General features: G+C 47.5%; 26 protein-coding genes and 1 riboswitch. Of the genes, 1 reads left to right on the top strand and 25 read right to left on the bottom strand.

Annotated features, from left to right (window positions below):
• Position 1: 1 nt before the first annotated feature.
• Positions 2-247 (bottom strand): helix-turn-helix domain-containing protein, encoded by a 246-nt coding sequence (locus LSG34_RS10560; protein ID WP_233009062.1) that lies wholly within the window; start codon positions 245-247, stop codon positions 2-4.
• A gap of 289 nt (positions 248-536) precedes the next feature.
• A complete protein-coding gene (locus tag LSG34_RS10555; RefSeq protein WP_233009061.1) occupies positions 537-1,070 on the bottom strand; it encodes an AidA/PixA family protein in 534 nt (177 codons plus the stop codon).
• Between the two features lie 221 nt (positions 1,071-1,291).
• Between LSG34_RS10555 and LSG34_RS10550 the strand changes: the two genes are divergently transcribed.
• The gene (locus LSG34_RS10550; protein WP_233009060.1) at positions 1,292-2,656 is read left to right on the top strand and encodes a phosphohexomutase domain-containing protein; all 1,365 of its coding nucleotides are present in this window, start codon (positions 1,292-1,294) and stop codon (positions 2,654-2,656) included.
• 19 nt (positions 2,657-2,675) lie between these two features.
• Here LSG34_RS10550 and LSG34_RS10545 read toward each other — a convergent pair whose 3' ends face one another.
• The 23 genes from LSG34_RS10545 to LSG34_RS10435 form a co-directional block, all read right to left on the bottom strand.
• Positions 2,676-3,227, bottom strand: coding sequence for an SRPBCC family protein (locus LSG34_RS10545; RefSeq protein WP_233009059.1), 552 nt, complete (start codon positions 3,225-3,227; stop codon positions 2,676-2,678).
• Between the two features lie 98 nt (positions 3,228-3,325).
• Complete coding sequence (locus LSG34_RS10540; protein ID WP_233009058.1) at positions 3,326-3,748, bottom strand: hypothetical protein; 423 nt, start codon at positions 3,746-3,748, stop codon at positions 3,326-3,328.
• A gap of 4 nt (positions 3,749-3,752) precedes the next feature.
• Complete coding sequence (locus tag LSG34_RS10535) at positions 3,753-5,078, bottom strand: FliI/YscN family ATPase (protein WP_269822867.1); 1,326 nt, start codon at positions 5,076-5,078, stop codon at positions 3,753-3,755.
• Positions 5,071-5,712: a FliH/SctL family protein gene (locus LSG34_RS10530; RefSeq protein WP_233009057.1), complete on the bottom strand. Its 642-nt coding sequence runs from the start codon at positions 5,710-5,712 to the stop codon at positions 5,071-5,073. Before LSG34_RS10530 ends, LSG34_RS10535 begins: the two co-directional genes overlap by 8 nt.
• A gap of 1 nt (position 5,713) precedes the next feature.
• Positions 5,714-6,733, bottom strand: coding sequence for a FliG C-terminal domain-containing protein (locus LSG34_RS10525; RefSeq protein WP_233009056.1), 1,020 nt, complete (start codon positions 6,731-6,733; stop codon positions 5,714-5,716).
• Positions 6,714-8,459 (bottom strand): flagellar basal-body MS-ring/collar protein FliF, encoded by a 1,746-nt coding sequence (fliF, locus tag LSG34_RS10520; protein WP_233009055.1) that lies wholly within the window; start codon positions 8,457-8,459, stop codon positions 6,714-6,716. The genes LSG34_RS10525 and fliF overlap by 20 nt, the downstream gene beginning before the upstream one ends.
• A 12-nt stretch (positions 8,460-8,471) precedes the next feature.
• Positions 8,472-8,789: a flagellar hook-basal body complex protein FliE gene (locus tag LSG34_RS10515; protein WP_233009054.1), complete on the bottom strand. Its 318-nt coding sequence runs from the start codon at positions 8,787-8,789 to the stop codon at positions 8,472-8,474.
• 19 nt (positions 8,790-8,808) lie between these two features.
• A complete protein-coding gene (locus LSG34_RS10510; RefSeq protein ID WP_269822866.1) occupies positions 8,809-10,122 on the bottom strand; it encodes a sigma-54-dependent transcriptional regulator in 1,314 nt (437 codons plus the stop codon).
• A gap of 17 nt (positions 10,123-10,139) precedes the next feature.
• On the bottom strand, positions 10,140-10,976 hold the full coding sequence (locus tag LSG34_RS10505; RefSeq protein ID WP_233009053.1) for an OmpA family protein: 837 nt from the start codon (positions 10,974-10,976) through the stop codon (positions 10,140-10,142).
• Between the two features lie 193 nt (positions 10,977-11,169).
• A riboswitch (cyclic di-GMP riboswitch) is annotated at positions 11,170-11,258 on the bottom strand.
• A gap of 331 nt (positions 11,259-11,589) precedes the next feature.
• Positions 11,590-13,662 (bottom strand): flagellar biosynthesis protein FlhA, encoded by a 2,073-nt coding sequence (locus tag LSG34_RS10500; protein ID WP_233009052.1) that lies wholly within the window; start codon positions 13,660-13,662, stop codon positions 11,590-11,592.
• A complete protein-coding gene (gene flhB / locus LSG34_RS10495; RefSeq protein ID WP_233009051.1) occupies positions 13,659-14,813 on the bottom strand; it encodes a flagellar biosynthesis protein FlhB in 1,155 nt (384 codons plus the stop codon). The genes LSG34_RS10500 and flhB overlap by 4 nt, the downstream gene beginning before the upstream one ends.
• 14 nt (positions 14,814-14,827) lie before the next feature.
• Entirely contained in the window at positions 14,828-15,604 is a 777-nt protein-coding gene (gene fliR, locus LSG34_RS10490) for a flagellar biosynthetic protein FliR (protein WP_233009050.1), read from the bottom strand.
• An 8-nt stretch (positions 15,605-15,612) separates the two neighbouring features.
• Positions 15,613-15,882, bottom strand: a complete 270-nt coding sequence (locus LSG34_RS10485) for a flagellar biosynthetic protein FliQ (protein WP_233009049.1) — start codon at positions 15,880-15,882, stop codon at positions 15,613-15,615.
• Positions 15,879-16,616, bottom strand: coding sequence for a flagellar type III secretion system pore protein FliP (gene fliP, locus LSG34_RS10480; RefSeq protein ID WP_233009048.1), 738 nt, complete (start codon positions 16,614-16,616; stop codon positions 15,879-15,881). The genes LSG34_RS10485 and fliP overlap by 4 nt, the downstream gene beginning before the upstream one ends.
• Positions 16,609-16,965, bottom strand: coding sequence for a FliM/FliN family flagellar motor switch protein (locus LSG34_RS10475; protein WP_233009047.1), 357 nt, complete (start codon positions 16,963-16,965; stop codon positions 16,609-16,611). The genes fliP and LSG34_RS10475 overlap by 8 nt, the downstream gene beginning before the upstream one ends.
• Positions 16,965-17,846: a FliM/FliN family flagellar motor switch protein gene (locus LSG34_RS10470; RefSeq protein ID WP_233009046.1), complete on the bottom strand. Its 882-nt coding sequence runs from the start codon at positions 17,844-17,846 to the stop codon at positions 16,965-16,967. Before LSG34_RS10470 ends, LSG34_RS10475 begins: the two co-directional genes overlap by 1 nt.
• Positions 17,847-17,849: 3 nt before the next feature.
• Positions 17,850-18,278: a PilZ domain-containing protein gene (locus LSG34_RS10465; RefSeq protein ID WP_233009045.1), complete on the bottom strand. Its 429-nt coding sequence runs from the start codon at positions 18,276-18,278 to the stop codon at positions 17,850-17,852.
• Between the two features lies 1 nt (position 18,279).
• Complete coding sequence (locus LSG34_RS10460; protein ID WP_233009044.1) at positions 18,280-19,269, bottom strand: flagellar motor protein MotB; 990 nt, start codon at positions 19,267-19,269, stop codon at positions 18,280-18,282.
• Positions 19,269-20,126: a flagellar motor stator protein MotA gene (gene motA / locus LSG34_RS10455; protein ID WP_233009043.1), complete on the bottom strand. Its 858-nt coding sequence runs from the start codon at positions 20,124-20,126 to the stop codon at positions 19,269-19,271. The genes LSG34_RS10460 and motA overlap by 1 nt, the downstream gene beginning before the upstream one ends.
• An 18-nt stretch (positions 20,127-20,144) precedes the next feature.
• Positions 20,145-20,864: a FliA/WhiG family RNA polymerase sigma factor gene (locus LSG34_RS10450; protein ID WP_233009042.1), complete on the bottom strand. Its 720-nt coding sequence runs from the start codon at positions 20,862-20,864 to the stop codon at positions 20,145-20,147.
• An 8-nt stretch (positions 20,865-20,872) separates the two neighbouring features.
• Positions 20,873-21,304 (bottom strand): flagellar basal body-associated FliL family protein, encoded by a 432-nt coding sequence (locus tag LSG34_RS10445; RefSeq protein WP_233009041.1) that lies wholly within the window; start codon positions 21,302-21,304, stop codon positions 20,873-20,875.
• A 24-nt stretch (positions 21,305-21,328) separates the two neighbouring features.
• Positions 21,329-22,558: a flagellar hook-length control protein FliK gene (locus LSG34_RS10440; RefSeq protein ID WP_233009040.1), complete on the bottom strand. Its 1,230-nt coding sequence runs from the start codon at positions 22,556-22,558 to the stop codon at positions 21,329-21,331.
• Positions 22,558-22,944: a hypothetical protein gene (locus tag LSG34_RS10435; protein WP_233009039.1), complete on the bottom strand. Its 387-nt coding sequence runs from the start codon at positions 22,942-22,944 to the stop codon at positions 22,558-22,560. The genes LSG34_RS10440 and LSG34_RS10435 overlap by 1 nt, the downstream gene beginning before the upstream one ends.
• Positions 22,945-22,965: the final 21 nt, after the last annotated feature.

Genomic DNA, 22,965 nt, shown 5'->3' with positions numbered 1-22,965 from the left:
GTCAGACTAAACCGGAGTCAGCTGATTCCTGCATCACCAAAGACAAAGCCGGCACTGCATAAAAAGCGGATAATTCCCGTACTGTGCGGTAACTCACTTTTTTACCTGTTTCCGCTCTTTTAATGGTCGCCAGCGACACCCGTAATGAACGTTGCTGGCAGGCATTAAACAAATCTTCCTGGCTCAGAAAACGTTGTTGCCGCAGTGATTTAAGCAACTCAACTTTTAATACCAGAGCTTCTTGCATAAGGCGTTCACTCCACGAATTGAAAAAGAGAATGGCATCAGCAAAACCAGCCTTGAGTCTAGACGGTTTTGTTTTCAAAAAAGAGACAAAATTATGAACCTGGTACTATTTTTAGTCCAGTTCGAAATTTACAAATGATTAACCAGAGACCAACGTGATACTAAATTGATACCGCCATTTCAGCACTGAAGCCTGGTGGACACTCAAAATCATGACAAAAAAGTATAGGGTATGGAGTAAATATAAAAAAACAGGCCTGAAGTTCAGGCCTGTGTCAGAAGGAGAAAACTTAGTTGGAGATACTGATAAACGGATCCCAGGTGAAGTAACCAATAATGGCGCCTGTGCTGTTGTTGACCAGTTTAAAGCTCAGGGTGTACTGAATTTTCTGACCAGGTTCAATCACAGTACCTTGAGTGGCGTAGGCATTGTTGTGGAACAACTGCAAAGTGCCATTGACCGGATCTGAACCGCTTGGCAGATACACGCTGGTATGCATATTAAAGTAACTTAACGCTGTAATACTGGCGGATGGGTTAAAGCTGCCGCTGTACAAAAACGCTGTGTAATCTGTGTCACCATCAAAAGTACTGACGGTCCAGCGCACTGTATCCCCTGAGTTGGCTTTAACATCCAGTTCAGAACCACCCTGATTACTGGAAACATAGCTGTTTTGAGCAATCATCGATACGAACACATCAGAACCGCCCCATGCACCTAAGTTGGTTGGGCTGCTGACAGAGCCAGGTTTCATAGAACCATCGCCTAAACGTTCAGCCAGTTCAGAAGCGTTCACTGCGACAAGAATATTGATAAGAGACATGATTATTCCTTTTTCATAGTTAAACAGACAGTTAGGTGAGTTGCTGTTGATCCCTTAAATGTCGGCCTGAATGGCTGATATTTTTGGGTACAAAGAGCTTACTCACTCCATAAAAAAGGTCAGTCTCAGTGCCGCATCAGTTTGGTATCAGTGCCTGGTGATGTCTGTAGGTATTAAAAGCGGTATACTCGGGCATTATTTGCTTCAAAAGAAAATAGCTTATGTGGCCTGTCTCTTGTTTTAAAACTTATGATATTCGTGGCACTGTGCCAGAACAGCTCAATGAAGAGTTAGCCTGGCGTATTGGCAGAGCTTTATGTCAGGTGTTATCAGCTAAAACTGTAGTCATAGGCCATGATATCCGGCTGTCTAGCCCGGCATTAAGCGCAGCTTTAGCCAAAGGTTTAACCGAAGGTGGCGCCAACGTCATTGATATAGGCCTTTGCGGCACGGAACAAGTGTATTTTTCAGTCTTTCACCTGAATGCAGACGCCGGTATTTGTATCACTGCTAGCCATAATCCAGCCAATTACAATGGTATGAAGCTGGTGGGTAAAGATGCAGTGCCACTGAATGCGCAAGACGAACTGCAGCAGATTAAACACTTAGTCGCCAGTGCTGACTTTACCCAATCAGGCATTTCGCCTGGCGTTTATCAGCAGCAGCAAACCTTGCCCGCTTATCTCCAGCATCTGCTGACTTACATTCAGGTCAGCCAGCTAAAACCATTAAAAGTAGTGATGAATGCAGGCCACGGTGGTGCAGGGCTGGTGGTCAATGCATTAGCACCGCTGTTACCATTACAGATTATTCCACTGCAGTTTGAACCTGATGGCACTTTTCCAACCGGAGTACCAAATCCGTTGTTAGTGGAAAATCGCGCTGTGACCAGCCAGGCTGTACTTGATCATCAGGCCGATTTTGGTGTGGCATGGGATGGTGACTTTGACCGCTGTTTTTTCTTTGACGAACAGGGCCAGTTTATTGATGGCTATTATCTGGTCAGTTTGTTAGCTCAGGCTTTGCTGAGCATCAATCCACAGCAAAAAATAGTGCATGACCCCCGTTTATATTGGGCAACGCAGCAAAGTGTCGCCCAAAGTGGTGGTATTGCGGTACTGAGTCAGACCGGTCATGTCTATATGAAAGAAAAAATGCGCGCTGAAAATGCACTCTATGGCGGAGAAATCAGTGCACATCACTATTTTCGTGACTTCGCTTACTGCGACAACGGCACCATTCCCTGGTTGCTGGTCGCGCAGCTATTGTCGCAACAGTCAGTGCCGCTCTCGTCCATGGTTAAACAGCTGCAACAGCAATTCCCGTGCAGTGATGAAATCAACTTTAAAGTCAAAGATGCCACTTTAGTGATGCAGCATATTCAGCAGCATTATCAGGCAGAATTGCTGACGATCAACCTATTAGATGGTCTGGATTTAATTTTTAAAGACTGGCGCCTGAGTTTACGCAGCTCCAATACTGAGCCTCTACTGCGCCTGAATATTGAAACCAGAGCTGACCGTGCTTTGCTGCTGCAAAAAATCAGTGAAGTATCGACACTTATCACAACATTTGACCAAAAATAGGGGGAACAGTCCCCCTTTTTTAACTTGCCGCAGGTTGTTCCAGCAGATTTTTGAGGTTATCCAGACCTTGTTGCAGATCTTTACCTATCAGCCCTTCCATATCCATCACCAGCAATAACAGGTTCATCGGATAAGGCATGTCGCCCTGAAAACCCCAGGTGACTTTTGTTTCGGTGGCAGCGCTTTGTTCAAGCAGCAGATAAGCCGGAGATACCGAGGCAAAAGGCTTTAAAAAACGCAGTTCGTAATCAATACGTTCACCGGGTTTGATGGCGGTAATTTCCTGTTCACCTGTACCGACTTGCTCTTTTTCGCTGTGCCATGCCGACACAAAACCTACAGTGCCATCTTCACCCTGGTAGGTTTTTTTCACATTCGGATCCAAAGCCATCCAGACGCTGAAGTTATCCTGATTTTTTAACAGCACCAGATAACTGAACACCTGATCTTTGGGTTTATTGATACTGACGCTGCGTTCGACCTGATAAGACGAAGGCAACACCAAAGCGGCAAGCAGCAGCACAGCAACAGCCAGTAAAAAACCAATTAGTATTATTTTTATAAGTTTCATAAGGACTCTCTTCTGGTTATAAAGGCTAAACGCAGCCTTTCACCAGTGTAGCCCGAAAATTTTGATTTAGAAAAGAGTGACTTAACCTATGCTATTTTTCAGGCTGGCTTTCTCAGCCTCAACTGAAACAGCTGCATCGCAATTTCATCGGCCTGCTGTTGCTCAGCTTTTTGCTGTTTTTGTAGCGCACTGTACTCACGGTTATGGATCACAGCTTCTATGCCTTTGCTGTAAGCCACTTGTTTCTGACACACCAGTTGTTGCTGCTGCAGTTCAGACAAAGCAGCCCCTACTTTTTCCTGCTGCTGCTGTTGCATGTCCTGCAACACTGTTTTCATTGACGCCAGATTTTGTAAACTCAAAGCCGATTTCATCTGGTAACTGCGTTCCATACCAGAAATATGCTCGGTCAGCAGTTGCAAACGCCGTTCTTCATTGGCCGCCTGCTGATTCAGTTGCTGCTGGCGTTGTCCCATTTGCTTTAAATTGGCTTGCTGTTGTTCCAGATATTTTTTCAACATAGGCTTAACTCAACAATTTAGTTAAATCGGCTTGGGATTGCTGAAAATCAGAGCTTTGCTGTAAACCCTGACATAAAAAATGTTCGATGGCCGGATAGAGTTGCACCGCTCTGTCGAGCTCCTGATCTTTACCCATTTGGTAAGCACCTAAAGGGATCAATTCCTGCACTTGTAAATACCGTGAATACAATCGTTTTAAGGCATAAGCATGCTTCAGCTGCTGATCCGGCACTATTTGTGGCATGACCCTGCTGATCGAAGCACCTATATCAATGGCCGGATAATGCCCACGTTCAGCCAGAGTACGGCTTAATACCACGTGACCATCCAGAATAGCGCGCGCTGCGTCCGCTATTGGGTCCTGCTGATCATCGCCTTCAGCCAATACGGTATAAATAGCCGTCATACTGCCTTTGCTATCTGCACTGTTACCTGCTTTTTCAACCAATTGCGTCAGCTTACTAAAGACCGAAGGCGGATAACCTTTAGTCGCAGGAGGTTCACCAACAGACAAAGCTATTTCGCGCTGCGCATGGGCGTAACGGGTCAATGAATCGACCAGCAGCAAGACGTTAAAACCTAAATCACGATAATAAGCCGCCAGTCTGTGGCTCAACTCTGCCGCTTTTAACCGCAGCAAAGGCGACTGGTCGGCCGGTGCTGCAATGACTATGGCCTTTTTTAACCCTTCAGGGCCCAGACTGTGTTCGATAAAATCTTTTACTTCCCAGCCCCGTTCCCCTATCAAACCGACGATCACCACATCGGCCTGGGTATAGCGGGTCATCATGCCCAGCAACTTACTTTTCCCTACGCCTGAACCAGCAAACAAGCCCATACGCTGGCCCTGACCTACAGTAAAAAGCGAGTTGATAGCACGGATGCCTACATCCAGGGGGGCACTGACGCCTTTTTTCTGCAAAGGGTTAACAGCGGGTAAAGCCGCATTGATACGATCGCCGGTTTTAATGGCTGCTTTGCCATCGAGCGGACACATTAGCCCGTCCAGCACCCGGCCTAACAGCTCAGTGGAAACCAGCAACTGACTGGCTGTTGCTACAGTACGAACACGGGCGCCTGCTCTTAAACCATCCACAGCAGTCAGCGGCATTAAAAACGCCTGATCGGTGTCAAAACCTACCACTTCAGCATCAAACCAATGGCCATCTTCACTTTCAATCTGACAACGCTGACCTAAAGTAAAACTGTGACCAGCGGCAGATAAAATCATGCCGTTGACGCGCAACAAACGGCCGTAACTATGCACCCAATCCGGTGGCTGAATTTGTGCCCTCGCCAGACTCAGGCTGTCGCTAAATGACTTACGCATCTTCGCCCAACAACTGGCGACGCACAGGCAACATGGCTTGCTCTAAACGCTGCTGAAAATCCAGCTGATGCAATTGCTGACGACCATTAAACTGCACCCGGCCTGAAGGCAAGGCCGCATCAAACTGCAACGGAATTTGCTGAATATGGCGGATACCGTTAAATAGCGGCGCATCGGCCTGGGACAACTGAATGGACACCAGAGGATCTGTAGCACCCAGTTGCGGTAATAACTGATCAATAGCCAGTTGTAACAACGAAGGTTGCAACACCAACTCAGTTTGCAGCACTGTGCTTGCCAGCTGTTGCACCAGCAATAACAATTCCTGCCCCAGTTGCTGTTCTTTGTGCTGCAACTGCTGATTAAATTGTTCGGTTAAAAAATCCAAAGCACGTTGCTGTTTTTGCGCCAATTCGTTTTGCTGCTTTTCCAGCTCTTTTTGCCAGAACTGCTCTAATTGCTGCTGACCTTCGGCGACACCACGTTGATAAGCCTCTTGTTCAGTCGCCGCAACACCAGCCTGAAAGCCCTGCTGATAAAACTGCTCACTCAATTGCTGCACTGTGGCATTACCATCTTTGCGCTGCAAAGCGGGAAAGCGAAATTGTTGGTCCTGCTGCAACACGGCGCTCATATCAACCTACCGTCTCTTCAGGATAGAGGCGATACTCCAGTCGTCCTGCCGCCATCATTTGTTTGACTATGGTCATAATTTCAGCGCGGGCAGCTTCAACTTTACGCACAGGCTGAGGTTTCATCGTCTCAATTTGCTGGCGATAAACCTGAGCCAGACGTTTTGGCAACACAGCCAAAATGCTTTCGGTCAGCGACACATCGGCGCCTTTGAGTGCAGTCACCCAAAGCTCGTCCGGTATATCCGTCAGCAGTTGATTCAGCACATCTTCGCTTTGGCGGCTTAAGCTGTAGAAGTCATACATCTTGTCTTCAATAGCATCGGCCATAGTGATGTCGTGTTTTTTCAGCAGATCCATCACTTCAGATTTATTGCCGCTGTATCTGTTCATAATGTCAGCGACTTGTTGCACGCCGTTGATACGGGCGCCCACTTGTTCGCCAACATACTCAATACAACGCTCCAGCGTGTAACGTAAATCTTCAATCACGTGTTCGCTGACTTCCCGCATATTTGCAATACGGAACAAAATATCATCGTGTTTTTGCGCCGGAAATAAACTCAGTATAGTGCTGGCTTGCTCTGCAGGTAAAAAGGCCAGAATAAGCGCCTGCATCTGAATATGTTCCTGCTCCATAAAACGCACCAGGAGCTCAGCAGGCACCCATTCCAGCCGGCGTACGTCATCGGCTAAAGCGCCACCGTAAATATCATCCAGCATGCCACGGGCCAACTTACGGCCAACAGCTTTATCCAAAGCCCGCTCCAGATAAACACGTGAAGCACCGCTGACGCCACTTTCGGTGCGGTATTGATCAAAAAAGTCAGTCAAAATAGTGGCCACATCGTCCTGAGTTACATTGGCAATTTTTGCCATACGCTCCGACAAAGCCCGTACTTCATTACGGCCTAACTTCTTGATAATGCAGGCTGCATTTTCTTCGCCCATACTCAGCAGCAGGATAGCGGCTCTGTCCAGATCAGAGATCTGCTTGCTTTGTTCAGCTCTTAACGGATTCAATGCTGACTCCTCGTTCTATCCAGTATTTGATTACCGCTGTCACCCGGTCAGACTCACGGTTGGCCAGCAATTGCAGGTGGTTGATTTGCTGAGCAAATTCAGAACCCACTTCAGGTAAATGAATATTATGTTGTGGCCCGTTGGATGTTGCGTTGGTTAAGGCAGGGTCTGCCTTCGCATCCAGGACTGCAGGTCCTGAAGCGGCATCAGCGTTTTGCATCTGCGTCAGGTTCTGTGCCCCAGCCATGCCCTGGAACCCTGCGGCATTGTGTTGTTCTTTGTTTTTACGGCTGACCAAATGATTGACTAAAGGACGGACACCAAAAATCACCAGAGCCAGGCCAATAATGGCGCCGATTAGATACCGTAAATACTCTTTCATTTCAGGCATTTGCCACCAGGCCATGCCTTCCATTTGAGTTGCCGCATCACTGGGCACAAAACCAAAACTGGTGATATTAAATTGATCACCCCGTTCGGCCTGATGGCCAGTCGCAGTTTTAATCATTTCACCTAACTGGGCTAAACGCTCCGGAGTCCATGGTGTTGCACCTGCTGCGGCTTCATTCACCAGCACAGACACACTTTGACTGCGCACCCGGCCTATTTCATAGCGGGTATGGGTAATGGCTTTGCCTGTATCAAATTCACGGCGCATTTCATTACGTTGTGAGGTACGTTCATTGTTATCAGGTTGTGCTGCGGCAGCACCAGGTTGAGCTGGCACAGGCGGCTGGTTGGCTAAAGAGCCTGGAATACCCATCGCCAATTGATCCAACATCGAGTCGGTTTTGCTGTTTTCACTTTTTAAAACGCCTTCTTTATCCAGCGCTTCACGGGTTTCTTCCACCACGTTAAAGTCGACATCAGCAGACACCTGAATACGGTAATTGCCATCGCCTAAAATAGGCAGCAACATAATAGAGGCCCGCTCTTCGACAGAACGTTCCACTTTTTCAATAAAGGCGAGTTTTTTGTCGGTTTCTTTACCGACCGGAGTTTCATCAAACAGATCGCCGCTGACTAACTTACCGCGTTGATCCACAACAGAAATATTGCGGCTATCCAGGCCAGGGATACTGCCGGCAACCAGGCTGACAATAGCTTCGACTTGTTCAGGTTTGAGGTTATAACCAGGAGCTAAATCCACCATCACAGAAGCTGCAGATTTTTCTTCCTGCCGGCCAACAAACAAATTACGTTTAGGAATAGCTAAATGCACTCTGGCATTACGCACTCCATCCATAGTAATAATAGTTCGGGCCAGTTCACCTTCTAAGGCGTGTTGGTATTGCATCGACTCCATAAACTGGCTGGTGCCCATGGTGACTTTGTCCTGCATAGCAGACAAACCTTCAGGCATTGCAGCCTTGATACCGCGGGCCGCCAGCGTAATACGGGCATCGGCTAAGCGTTCCTGTGGCACCATAATATTGCCGCTGTCGGTATCGATACGAAATGGAAACTGCTCTTTATCCAGAATTTCCACTATACCGGCTTTATCGTAATGCTCCTGATTGCCGTACAAAGGCACAAAGTTTTTAGCCGAAGTCCAGAGGATCACCACTATAGTGGCCGCCACTAAAGTCGCCAGCAGTGCAATGGACGCCAGGCTCTTATCGCCATTAGGTAACCAGTTCATTTTGCTGGATAAGTTAATCACTCTTTCCCGCAGTCTGTTGTCTGAAGCCGCCACAGGCAGAGCTTTTGCCAATTCAGTTTTCATTCAAAACCCGCCTTACAGAGACATACGCATGATGTCATCAACACCATTCATCACTTTGTTGCGGATTTGCAGCAACATCGAAAAACTCAAATCAGCTTTTTGGCTGGCAACCATAGCGCCCACCACATCATCGCTGCGACCAGCGTCTACGGCGGCCATCATGTCAGACGACAGATTTTGCTGAGCGTTGATAGAGCGTAAAGCAGAGGCAAAATCGCCCGACACCGAACTGTCATTGTTGCTTGGCATCACTTGCTCATTACTGGCAATTTGTTGCAACTGGCTAAACTGGCTGAGTAACACATCTTGGGTATTTAACGGAGAAATCATAGCTAATCCTTCCTGCTGCTTAAGCTATTGCATCAATATCGACACCATGCTCACGCATAGCGGCCAGTTTGTAACGTAAAGCTCTGGTGCTGACGCCCAAAGCCTCTGCAGCCCGGGTTCTGTGACCATTAAATTGGTTCAGTACACCCAGGATGTAATCAAATTCGGCATTCTTTTTGTTAAGTTTCAGATGGTTAATGCTGGCTGATTCCGGGGCTGTCACTGCTGGCAGAGGTAAGTTCAGGTCAATGGCCTGTACTTCAATGCCCCGCGCCATCACCAAAGCACGCTGCACCACGTTTTCCAGTTCCCGCACATTGCCTGGCCAGTGGTAGTGGCACAGCGCCGCTTTAGCTTCTTTGCTTAGTACATATTTGCCATCGGCATACTTCTGCACAAAAAACTCAGCCAGCGGAATTATGTCGTCTTTGCGTTCTCTAAGTGCAGGCCAGCTCAGTGGCAATACATCCAGGCGATAAAATAAATCCTGGCGGAACAGGCCCTGATCAACCAACTGACGTAAATCTTTGTTACTGGCTGCAATCACACGCACATCCAGTTTAATTTTGCTGTTGCTGCCTAAACGCTCTAACTCACGCTCCTGCAATACCCGCAGTAATTTGGCCTGCAACGGAAGTGGCAGCTCTGAAATTTCATCCAGCAACAAAGTGCCACCATTAGCCGATTCAAACTTACCAATTTGCTGGCTGACCGCACCGGTAAAAGCGCCTTTGTTGTAACCAAACAACATGGCTTCGAGCATATTGTCCGGGATAGCGGCACAGTTCACTGCCACATAGGTCTGGTCACGGCGTGCTGAGACATTGTGGATATAACGAGCCAAACGCTCTTTACCTGTGCCTGACTCACCATGCAACAGCACTGTGGCATCGGTTTGTGCTGCGCGATTGGCCAGTTGCAACACCTGACGACTACCCAGAGACACAGCTACTAAGTCTTTTAAACCACGGCTGATTGAAGACGCATTGCGGATGGTGTTTTGCAGTTGCTGCTGGTTAAAAGGTTTCAGCAGATAATCAATAGCGCCGTAGTTCAGACTCTCAGCGGCCACTGCATGTTGATCTTTTTCGACCAGCACTATGATTTGGCAAGAAGGGTGCTGCTTTTTCAGCAGAACCATTAAGTCTCTTGTACGCATCTCAGCCAGTTCAGCAGCCATCACCACTATATCCGGTTGATGCACAGAGCAAGAGTTCAGCACGGCACTCAGATTGGTGGCGTGGTTTAACTGAAAACCTTCAGCTTTGACACAAAGCATCAGGTCCTGTCCTGGCTGGCATTGTTCAATCCAAAGTAAATGTTTCATGTTCATGGGTTCACTCTTGTCTTTCAGCTTTGAGTACGAATCAAACGGACCAGTACTCTCCTGTTGTGCGATTGTGTTTTGTTGCCAGCACCAGCCGGGTATCTGTTGCCATGGGCACGGATTTCCAGTTTGTTTTTGCTAACGCCAAATTCAATTAAATGTGACGCGACTTCATCTGCGCGTTCTTCGGACATCACTCTGTTGGCGATGCTGGTTCCCATATCGTCGGTATATCCGTCTATCAAGACTTTTTTTACAGCTTTATCCTGCTGAATATAAAGCGCCAGAGTTTTCAGGAAAGCCGCATCATCGGCTGAAGGCTGGCGCTGATTCACCGGATAAAACAACTGAAATTCGCGGGCCAGGGCCCAGGACAAAGGCAATAAAGCGTCGATACAGCTCTGAAATTCAGCTAAGGCTGCTGAGGATTTGATATTAGGAACTGTCAGGGTGATTTCCTGATCTGGCATATCCAGTATCAGTTGTAGCCAATAACCTTGCTGTAATTGCTGCATTACAACAGGTACCTGTTCAATAAAACGGGCTACTTTGGCGTTAATAAAAGTGGGAGAAAACTGTACTGCAGGAGCAAGTTGTTCAGGTTGCCAGCCAGCAGTGACTACATGGCCTTGCACATCCTGTAATTCCAGATGAGCCGCATGCATGGTTAGCTGCATTTCAATAGCACGGGCTGGCTCTTTGCTAAAAGCCAGCGTGCCCATAGCGCCTAAATCCTGCTCCATCCGGCACTGAAACTGATCACCACTGATACGCCACTGCGATTGATCCATAGCGGGCGTATACTGCGGGGCAGTAGCTACAGCCGATGTTAGCCAAAGACCTAATAACGAAGTAATCACAGGTTCATCCTTTTAAACCGCATAACCGCAATCGACAAAACGCCAACCACAAACAGTATTAAAAGGCAAAAAAAGCAGACAGGCATACAGCCAAATCCTGGACGGATCTGTGTTGTATCCACCTGAACAGGCGAAACCAAGGCTTGACCATCATAGATCAACCTTCAGGTCCACCTTTTGGGTGACCGCTTGCTAATGCAACCCCGCTATCGTAGATCCTTGCGGATCCTTAGACCGGAGGCTTTGCGTCCTGACCTTTAAGCCAGTTTGCCTTTTAATTTCTAAGCTTGTTAGAAAAATGAGGTTCAGAACAAAAATGAACTCTCACTTAATACTCTACAATAAACAAAAAAAAACTGGCTGCAAGCTTTATTTCATGACCTTCAATCGTTTAGTCAAAAAATAAGCATAGGTCTGCAGTCGGGTTTATTGTAAAAGCATGTTCAAAAAACATTTACAGTTCAATAACATGCGAATTGTAACTATAGTACATGACCTTTTGGTGACAAAATCAGACCTTAGTCTGAATTCAGGCTGAATTGCGTTAAAATTCAGTTTTCAAGCGACGAACGGATCAACGCCAGATCCTTTTTTGTTGTTATTTAGTCGCTTTTTATCCCAAAGTTCCTAATACATTGACCCGTATTTGCTCTGGAATTTCGTTATAAGACAACACAACCAGAGATCCTTGGGTAAAAGTACGGGCATAACGCGCCAGTAAAGGCCGTAATTGTGGTAAAACAACCAGCACAGGCTGATAACCCTGTCGCTGCATTTGTTCTTTTACTTGTGGCATAGCGCGCTGGAACTGACTCAATAAATTTGGTGCCACAGGGAAACTATCCAGCGCCACTTTACCTGCTTGCATCGCCTGATTTAACGCACTCTGTAAGGTTTGCTCCAGCTTTTCATCCAGGCTATATGCCGCTAATTCTTCACGCTCTCCCAGCACTTGTTTCACCAGCACCCTTTGCAAGGCACAGCGCACATCGCTGGTCAGTAAGATTGGATCTTTGGTCACCTCGGCACTATCAACCAAGGCTGTGGCTATGGTCACCACATCACCTAAACTGACCTGCTCTTTGAGCAATAAGCGATAGACTTTTAACTGCAGATTAGGCGTCAGTGCTTTTTCCAAACTCTCAGCCAGAGTCGGCGCAACAACAGACAGGCGCTTGTTAAATTGTTTAATATCTTCAAATAAAAACAAATCGGCCAGATTTTCTTTAATCACTTTGCCGACATGAGTAGCTATGACAGTGGCCGCATCTACTACTGAATAACCTAAATTCAGAGCTTTGGCCTTTTGTTCCGGTTCAATCCAGACTGCTTCTAAGCCATAAGCCGGGTCGACCGTCAGCTCACCATCCATCTGCCCATAAATATCGCCAGTGTTCAATGCCAGTAGCTTTTGCGGTTGTAATTTGCCCGACACCAGCGGCACTCCGGAAAGCTTAATGCGATATTCCTGCGGATTCTGCTTTAAGCTGTCGCGTACCCGCACTTCAGGTAATAAAAATCCGGACTGTTCAGACAAGGTTTTACGCACGCCCCGCAAGGTTTGCAGCAAGCTTTCGCCTTGATCTTTATCAGCCAGATACACCAGACGGAAACCCAGTTCCACCGAAATACGGTCGATAAAAGGCAGATCTTCCCACACTAAAGCTGCGGGTTCCTGACTGATTTTTTCAGTCAGCGCTTCCACTTCGGTATAACTGCGGCCATCAGCTTTTTGCTGCAGACGCCAGGCGGCAAAATACAAAGGGGCTGCGAAAATTAAAAAAGCGGCAGTTGGCATACCAGGCACTAAACCCAGTACTGTCATAATCAAGGCAGCAGTCAGCAGAACACGAGGGGACGCCAGCAACTGACGACCTACTTCGTCCGACATTTCGCCTTCGTCATTCATCCGGGTAACAATAATAGCTGCAGCGACAGACATCAGTAGCGAAGGCACCTGAGCCACTAAACCATCACCTATGGTTAATAAGGCAAAACGCTGGAAAGACTCACCTAAGCCCAGGCCATGCATAAAGACGCCTATGGCCACACCACCCAACAGGTTAATCACTAAGATCACTAAACCCGCTATCGCATCACCGCGGACAAACTTAGAGGCACCATCCATAGAACCATAAAAGTCGGCTTCTTTGGCTATAGTTTGACGACGTTCTTTGGCTTGCTCCGGTGCTATTAAACCGGCATTTAAATCAGCGTCTATCGCCATTTGTTTACCCGGCATAGCGTCCAGGGTAAAACGGGCAGCGACTTCAGAAATACGTTCACCACCTTTGGTGATCACGACAAAGTTGATGATCATCAGAATGATAAAGACCACCATACCTACTACATAGTTGCCACCTATCACCACTTCACCAAAAGACTGGATCACATTCCCAGCCACATGAGTGCCTTCATGGCCGTGCAATAACACCACCCGGGTCGACGCCACGTTCAGCGTCAAACGCATTAAAGTCGCCACTAATAACACGGTCGGAAACACAGAAAAATCCAGCGGCTTTTGGCTCGACACGGCCACCAGCAGTACGATGATCGACAGCACAATGTTAAAAGTGAATAACGCATCCAGCAGCCAGGCCGGTAAAGGCAACACCACCATGGCCAGAATAGCCAGCAATAACACAGGAATTGCGGTGTAAGGTTGAGTTAAAGAACGCCAGTTCACAATGTACTTCCTCGCTCATTGGCCTGTTTCTGCAGGCTGGACGGAATAAAAATTTCGGGAATAGGAGCAGGTTTTTGACCCCGCCCCTGTTTATAAGCTTTCAGTTGCATTACATAAGTCAGCACATAAGCTACAGCTGTGTAGAGGCCTTTTGGCACTTCCTGATCCACGCGGGTGGAGAAATAAATCGCCCGTGCCAAAGGCGGTAATTCAATCACTTCCAGCTGATGGGTCGCTGCCAGCTCACGAATACGCAGTGCCATCTGATCGACCCCTTTAGCCACTACATAAGGTGCTTTGGCTTTTTGCTCTGAGTACTTCAACGCAACAGCGTAATGAGTCGGGTTGGTAATAATCACATCGGCAGTGGGCACTCGGTCTTCGATACGTCTGTTGGCAATCTGGTACTGAATTTGCCGGATCCGGCCTTTAATTTCCGGATTACCATCTGTGGATTTGCGTTCGTCTTTGACTTCCTGCTTGGTCATTTTCAGCTTGCTGGCTACTTTAAACTGCTGAAATGGCACGTCGATAGCAGCCACTATTAACAGCACCAGCGCCAGCATCATCAGACTGAAGGACAATACTTCCAGCCCGTCTTTAGCCGCTGTGGCTAAATCCATACGCTGTAAAAACAACAGGCGGGTCGCCAGATGGCTCATCAGGCCCCATAAACACAAACCCAGCAGCAGCACTTTTAAAATGGATTTGCAAAGCTCAACCAGGCTTTCGCTGCCAAACATCCGGCCTAAACCAGCAATAGGATCCATATTGCTGAATTTGGGCCCCAGTAATTTGCCGGAAAAAACAGCCCCACCCGGCAGCATGCCCGCGACCCAACTGGCAATAAACAAGGTCAGTAAAAAGGGCATACTTGCGCCAAGCATCGCCAACAAGGCGTCAGCCAAAGCCCCCGTCATTAAATCACCTTGTTTTAACGAGTCTTTATCCAGTTGCCAGCTGCTTTGTACCAACTGATAAAACAGCTGCATAAACAAGTCGGCAAACCACAATAAAGACGCACTGCCGAGCAACAGCAATAATGCAGTATTGAGCTCTTTTGAGCGGGCAACCTGCCCCTCCTCACGAGACTTTTTGAGTCGCTGCTCTGTGGGTAGTTCGGTTTTGTTCTGACCGGTATTTTCTGACATAACGGCTTAGCCCCTTAGCTCATCACTAGTTGCATCACGCCCAGCACATGCTCGGCTACAACAGAAAAGTGATTACCCATCTGGCTTAAAGTTAAAAATACACAGACAAAACCCAACAGCAGCGTCATTGGAAAACCTAAAGAAAACACGTTCATACTTGGAGCGGAGCGGCTGGCGATACCAAAAGTTAAGTTCACCAACAGCATGGCAATAATGGCGGGTAAAGCGACCAGCAAAGCAGCACCAAACATCCAGCCAAACAAGTTCACCAGCAGCATTAGATCCAGCTGGTACAAACTGGCGCCTACTGGCCACAAACTAAAACTGTCGACCATAATTTGCAGGCTGATCAGATGGCCGTTTAACGCAAAAAATAGCAAGGCTGTCATCACCCAGAATAACTGACTCAACACCGACACCGCATCACCGCTGGCGGGGTCATTCATCATGGCTGCCGATAAACCCATCTGCATTGAAATCATCAGGCCCACTAAGGCCAGTACTTCAAATAACATCCGCACTGCACCTGCCATAATGACAGCAAAAATCACCTGTTCGAGTGTCACCACAGCACCTTCCAGTGAAAACGGATCTATGGCTTTCACCTCAATTGAAGGTGCAAGCAAAAAGCTTAAAAACAGCGCCAGAATAATACGGGCTCTTGGCACGACAGCAGGGTTATCAAATACAGGTAAAGCCCAGAAAAATGCAGCCAGCCGGACAAAAGGCCACCATAAGGTGCCAAACCAAACCATCAGCTGATCTGTTGTCAGGCTTAATAACGAACTCATTTAGCTGTTCATCCCAACATGGCCGGGATCATCTGACTTAAATTGGCAAACCAGTCGAGTAACTTCTGGATCAGCCAATGTCCGGCAAACACCACCATCAACAGCGTCAGCAACATACGGGGCAAAAAGGTCAGGGTTTGTTCCTGGATAGAGGTTGCCGCCTGAAACACCGCCACCAAAATACCCAGCACCAGACCTGGCACTATCAGCACCAGTAAAATTTCGATAATGGTAAAAATGGCGTCGCTAATCAGCTGTGTCGCCATACCCGGATTCATGGAGCTGCTCCGAAGGTTGCGGCCAGAGTACCTGCCACCATGGACCAGCCATCAGCCAACACAAAAATCATCAACTTAAAGGGCAAACTGATAATCAGCGGTGACAACATCATCATACCCATAGACATCAGCACGCTGGCAACCACCAGATCGATGATTAAAAACGGAATAAACAACATAAAGCCAATCTGAAAAGCTGTGGTCAGTTCACTTAGCACAAAAGCCGGTAACAACACATCAAAAGTTAAATCTGCTGCGGATTTGGTGGCAGGCTCATTGGCAATTTTTAATACCTGATGCAGTTCGTTTTCGCGAATTTGCGCCAGCATAAATTGCCGCACCGGCTGTTCAGCCCGTGCTATTGCCTGTTCCAGTGTCATGCTTTGCGCCTGATAAGGCTTAAAGGCGTTCTGGTAAATATCCTGCCAGACAGGTTTCATAATCAGCAGGCTGAGCATCAGCGCTATGCCTATCAGTATCCGGTTGGGTGGGCTTTGGGCCAAGCCCAGCGCCTGACGCAAAATCGCCAGCACTATAATAATGCGGGTAAAAGAGGTCATCATCAGCACTATGCCGGGGATCAGACTCAATATCGTCATTAACAGCAAAATCTGCAGTTTGACGCTGTAATCCTGCCCTGTTGCACTGTCGGTAACAGACAACAACGTCAGATCCTGAGCTGATAACCCCAATGGCAACAGCAGTGCGGCCAGAGCCAGTAAGACCTTAGGCATGACGGGTTGGGCTATTTTGCGTGGACACAAACTTCAGGCCGTATTTACCATTCACCATCACCACTTCGGCTTTCGCAAATAGTACGCCGTTCACTTTGACATCCAGAGGCTCACCAATAGGTTTATCCAATGGCAATACATCGCCCGCTTCGGCGCCACTCAGTTCACCTAATGTGACTTCTGTGCTGGACACTTCTAAGGTCACAGTCAGAGGTACATCACGGAACATATCCATACCCATAGCACCCAGGGGTTTATCTGTTTTGTCTTCACCAAATAACTCACCCATATCCAACATAGTGATGTCATCCATCATGCTGTCTGTATTGCTTTGCACTTCGCTCATCATCATTTCTCCTGTTTTTGAGTCACTTGGAACATTAAAACCTGACCTTCTTCGGCCACAGTGCCGTGAAACAGCACTTGTTTACCTAACTGGAAGCGCATAGAACTAAACAACTCTATGGCCAATAGTTCTCCCTGTAACCAGTCTTGCAACTGCTTGACCGTGACTTGCTTACGCGCCATTTCGACAGTACAGCGCACCGGAACCTGCTGCCAATCCAATGACAAAGGCCCAGCCAAAGGTTCAACTGCGCTGAATAGCTCATCACTTTCCTGCAATAACAACTCAATCGGCAGCCATAAGAACCAACTGACGGCTTCTTTCTCCAGAATCAAACGCACTTTCAGCGGTAAATAACTAAAAGCATCCAGTTGCAGCTTTTGCTTATACAAATGCGCGGTCAGCGGTAAATGCTGGTTAAACAGCAATTGCATCAGGGCTTGCGCCTGTTTTTGCAATAAACGACAACAAATGCGGTTTTCAGAGCTGCTAAACTCCACTTTTTCCTGAATTTGTGTTTTGTCGGTCAGTTGTCCACCCAGGCATAAATCGGCCATGTTATGCACCGCCTGATGGTCAATCGACATATAACAAAGCCGGTCTTTATCCAGAGGTAATGCGGCGTCCAGCAACAAAATACCTGGCTCTGATAACCAGTTCTCCAAACCCACACCACTGCATAAATTGACGTCCAGATCAAAAACCACATCGGTCAGCATCCGGCATAATTCGGCCTGCAGGGCTTTACTCAGATCAGCCAATCGACTTTTGCATCTTTGGCTGGCCGCCTCAAAACTGCGTTGCTGTCGGGTTAAGGCATAAGGCACTGCGGCCTCTGCCAAATCCCCGCTTAACAGCTTTTGTTCTGTATCTGTAAGAATCATCCGCTACCCTAAATTCTGCTGTTGGTTAACTTCAACCAGTCGAAAGTTGTCCTGCTTTAATACAAAAGCGCGTCGTCTGAGTTTGCGTAATAACTTCAGCCGCACTGAATTGTCTTTGCCGTGCCACTCCAGACCTAAAAACTCCAGCTTGTCGTTAATGCTTTTGCGATAACAGACTTTGGCTTTGACCTTGGTATTTTTGTCGTACAACACCCAAAACTGGTCTGGCACATTGTCTTTCAGCGGGGCCAGCAAACCGGCACCACCCATGCTCATGTCTTTCACTACGGCGCTGCCAATCTCGCTGCCAAACCAACCCAGGCGTTTTAATTTCACTGCTATGCCCTTGGTCTGGGTTTGCAACGACTGCTGTGGGTCATAAAAATACCAGCGATAATAATTGCGGCCTGGTTGTTGGCGTAAATACGGCATATCAATCCTGATAACTACTGCGTAACACAGGCTGATTCTGACGTGCAGCATCAGAGGCCTTGTTCAGTTCGTTTTGTTTATTGTCGCTGGAGAACATGTCTTTTAACTGCTGTTCGGCTTTGCTGGTCAGGATCAGAATTTCGATACGGCGGTTTTCACTGGCGCCTGGTAAAGCTCTGTTGAGTAACATAGTTTCTGCAAAAGCGCTGACCTGAGCCACACGCTGTACCGGCATACCACCAGCGGCTAAGACCTGCCGCGCTTGTAAGGCTCTGTCGCCGGATAATTCCCAGTTACTGTATTGGCTGCTATTAAAGGCTGTACCGTCGGTATGACCCGAGATCAGCAGCCTGTTGTGGATGCGGGAAAACACAGGCGCCAGCTTTAATAACAAGTCTTCAAAATAGGGGGTCATTTCCACCTGACCACGCTGAAACATCTGGCGGTTCTCACTGTCGCGGATAATAACGCGTAAGCCTGCCGGCATAGCTTCGATCACCAGGTTGGCTTCGGCTTGATTCACCTCTGCAAAATTCTGAAAGGCCTGAGCTAACAAACTTAAATCCGGCGGCGAGTCGTATTGACCACTGATCAGCGAATTGAGTTTCTCACCCACACCAGCTGAAGGCTCACGTTTGCCTTCGGGGATTTGCAAATGCGCCGACATACCAGCGACAAAACTTTGCTGGGGCTCATGCACAGAAACCGCCATCTCAATAGGCGAAGGTGTGCCGCCTAAATCGACCGGATAAGGGCTGTTCATCGCATCAAAAGGATGGCTGTTGCCGCCTAAAATCGACTGAGTGCGCATATAAGAAGCCACTTTTGTGCGCTCTTTGACTGTGGAGACTTCCAGGATCCACAGCACCATAAAAAACGCCATCATCGCCAGCGTAAAGTCGGCAAAAGCAACTTTCCAGGCACCGTTGCTTTTACGACTTGTTTTGGCGCGGCTGACACGCCTGATGATTACAGGAACTGAATCGTTCATCAGGCCGCCTTGCTATTGATCCAGTCTTCCATTTCTGTGAAAGACGGTTTCAAATCTTCAGTGATAAGCTTTCTGCCAGAATCTGTGGCAACCACTGCCACATGGCCTTTGGCATGAGCCACCAGTACGGCACGCACACATTCAAATAAGCCAATTTGTTTTTTAACGTAGGCTTCCATTGCCGAACTTAAAGGTTCAAACAAGCAATAACAGGCAAAAATACCGATAAAAGTACCCACCAGAGCGGCGGCCACGTGGTAACCAATTTCACTTAAAGGGCCGTCCAAATGCTGCATGGTGATAATAATGCCGCCCACTGCAGCCAAAATACCAAAACCAGGCATGGCTTCGGCTATACCGTGCAAAGCGGTAGAAGGTTTCAGCTTTTGCTGCTCTATAGTCTGGATTTCCTGCTCCAACAGGGCGTCCAAATCATAAGCGCTGATTTTACCCATACTGAGTAAACGCACGTTATCGCAAACAAAAATCAGCAATTCAGCGTTTTCCAGCACTGCAGGGTACGAAATGAAAATAGAGCTGACATGCGGATTTTCGACGTGATCTTCCAGCTCACGAAAACCTTTACTGCGAATGGTTTCCAGCAACTGGTACATCAACATCAGCAATTCTTTGTACAGCTGGCTTTGATCTTGCTGTTTAACAAACTGCGCTTTAATCTGGCCTAGCATATCTTTCAGTACATAACTGCTATTACCTATGATCAGCGCGCCTACACCTGCGCCTAAAATAATAACAAACTCAGCAGGTTGCCACAGCATAGCGACATTACCACCAGCCATCATAAAGCCACCTACTACAGCAGCCAGCACAACCAGAAAACCTATTAGTCTTTGCATTGTATTTGTTCCGTCCTTTTACCACTGAGCCAGTTTTTTATTCAGTAAATCAATAGCATGCTTATGTAACTGGCAGACTCTGGATTCAGTCAGCTCCAGCACCAGCGCAATTTCTTTCATATTCAGCTCATGGCTGTAATACAGATGCAGCAGTAATCTGCAGCGCTCAGGCAAAGATGCCATGGCTTTTTTTAATGACAGCTTCAGCTCAAGACCCGACAGACTGGTTTCACCTAACTGCTCGTGTTGTTGCTGCTCTAATAACTGATCCAGACTTTCCATTGACTCGGCCTGAGTCAGATACATCAATTCAGATAACTGAGCTGCATCAATATTCAGATGTTTACCTAATTCGTCATGACTCGGTACCCGGCCTAAGGTTTTGGTTAACTCGCGGCCGGCATCTCTAAACTGGTGTGCTTGCTGACGCAGTTGGCGCGGCCGCCAGTCGGCACGGCGAAACTCGTCTAACATGGCGCCACGAATACGTTTAAAGGCATAAGCTTCAAAAAATTCGTCCGGCGCTCTGCCGTAACGTCGTACTGCCGACAATAAACCTAATAAACCTATTTGCTGTAAATCGTCTGAATCCACCACCGACCCTAATAATGAGCGCAAGTGGCCAGCGGCTCTTTTCACCAGAAAACTATATTGACTCAGCAAAGTATTTTCATTGCTAACAGCCGCAGAGGATGAAGCCGAAGTTTCAGTATCTGACCAGAGATTTTCTGCCAGCATGGTGGTACCTACTGAATAAAAATGTTAGTGATCAGCACGTTATCCAGCTGATCTTCGAACTTATTGTCTGCAAGAGTCTGGTTAAAGCGGCCAAGCAACAACTTTTGCACTTCTTCTATTTGTTGCATCGCCAGCTTCACTTCCAGGTGACTGCTTTTGGCAAAATGCTCTACCATAGCGTTGCGTAATAAAGGCGTCGCTTCTTTTAAGGCGGCGACTGTGTCTGGTTTATGAGTCACTAAAGTCAGCTCCAACACCAGATAACGCGAATTCGGGTCGCTGTTGACACTCATCACAAACTTTTCCATCGGGAAAAATAGCGGTTTTACACTGACTTCCTGTACTTCAGTTTTTGCCTTGTCGGCCTGAAACCAAAAAAAGCCAGCGGTGCCCAAAGCCCCAACCAATAAAACTCCAAGTAACACCACCATCTTATTCATTGGCTCTTTTTCCTTTTGTCCTTGTTATACCAGTTGATTTACTAAATTCAGTCTGTTGCTTTGGCTTGATTCAGTCGCCGTCATTTCAGCTTCTGAATGGAAATTTGATTCAAGCTGCTGAGCCTGTTGTTGTGAGGTTTTTTGCTGTTGTTGTTGCGACGAACTGTCTGAGCCCATTCGCAATTCAATCTGTACATCTGCACCTAATTTTTGCTGCAAACTGGCTCTTAGTTGTTCCAGTCCTTGCCCCATAGCATCCCGCAACTGCGCATTGCTACTGTGCATCTGCACAGTCAGACGATCACCATCCAGTTGCACTGACAATTCAATGCTGCCTAAAGAAGGCGGGTCGAGGCGGATCATGGCTTTGTTGACGTTTAGGCCCAGTTGCAAATCAATTTTGTCAGACAGCATTTGCACCAGTCGTTGGCCCCAATGCTGGCTTTGAACAGGTAATGGGTCGGCTTGCCAAACAGGTAAAGTAGAGGCTGCAGCACCAGCAGCCGAAGCTACAGCAGCTGTCGGAACAAGCATGTCAGTGATGTTTGTTGTCTGATGCAAAGCAGCGGTATTGTTCAGGTTGGTATTCAACAGGCTGTTTTGGCTCAGGTTAAATAACCCGGCACTGGCTGCTGTATTTTGAGAGTTCTGTTGTAACGGTTTCAGTGCAGACCAGAGATCCTGCAATTCAGCCTGATCCTGCGGCAACATGTTCTGAACTGAAGCTGCATCAGAGGCAAAGTGTTGTGACAAGGTGCCTGACGCTATCAAAGGTGCCGCCAGAGCCGAAGACTGGTTTTGCTGGTTTAGCACAGCTGCGGATAGAGGGTTCAGGCCGGACAGAGCGTTGCCAGATGAAGATAAAGCCGATACAGAGAGCAGAGCCCCTTCTGCCGGCGTTTCTGCTTCTGTACTTGTCCACACTTCAGTGTGCAAAGGCGATGTTGTTGCATTGACAAAAACAGGCTCAGAACTAACGAATAAAGCGAGTGGTGCCATAGTTTGGGTCAAGCTTTGGCTCAGACTCTGCACTTGTCCCTGATCAATCAGCTCTTCCGCTACACCATCAGATAACTGCTGCATTTCGCTGTCCAGTTGACTCAGCGCAGTTTCCATACCGGCCAGCAAAGCTGCTAAATCCTCGGAATAGGATTGCTGCTGACCTTCAGAATAATCTGTCAGTGCAGACTGCCCACCAATGCCGCCCTGAGGCAAAGCAACCGGAGTTAACAAAGCAAATACTGGCATTGTCATCAGCTTTTCATCTCCATCAGTGCTTCAGTCGTCAGCTGGTAGGCCACCACAGCAGTTTTATTGTCCTGAAAACGTTGCATCTTTTGCTCCAACATCTGTTGCTGACGTTTAGCCAGTTGCAGCAGAGCCTGATAACGTTGTTTTACCAGCTGTAATTCCACTTTTAACTCGTGATGTTCCGCACCTTGTTTGATCTGTTGCACCAAAGCGCTGATTTGACGATCACAGTCCTGTACCTGCAGCCATTTACCCGCAACCATAGCTTGTTGCATCTGCAACAACAGTTGCTGGATCTGCATCAGGGCAGGGTTGGACTTCGCTACATACACAGACATCAGGTTCACCAATTTACGAATCACCAACTGATTCAGCAAAAAGCACGCCACAAAATATCTATATGATTTATA

This window comes from Rheinheimera faecalis (assembly GCF_021290965.1).
GTDB classification, from domain to species: domain Bacteria; phylum Pseudomonadota; class Gammaproteobacteria; order Enterobacterales; family Alteromonadaceae; genus Pararheinheimera; species Pararheinheimera faecalis.
This window is presented reverse-complemented; position numbering and strand designations above follow the sequence as displayed.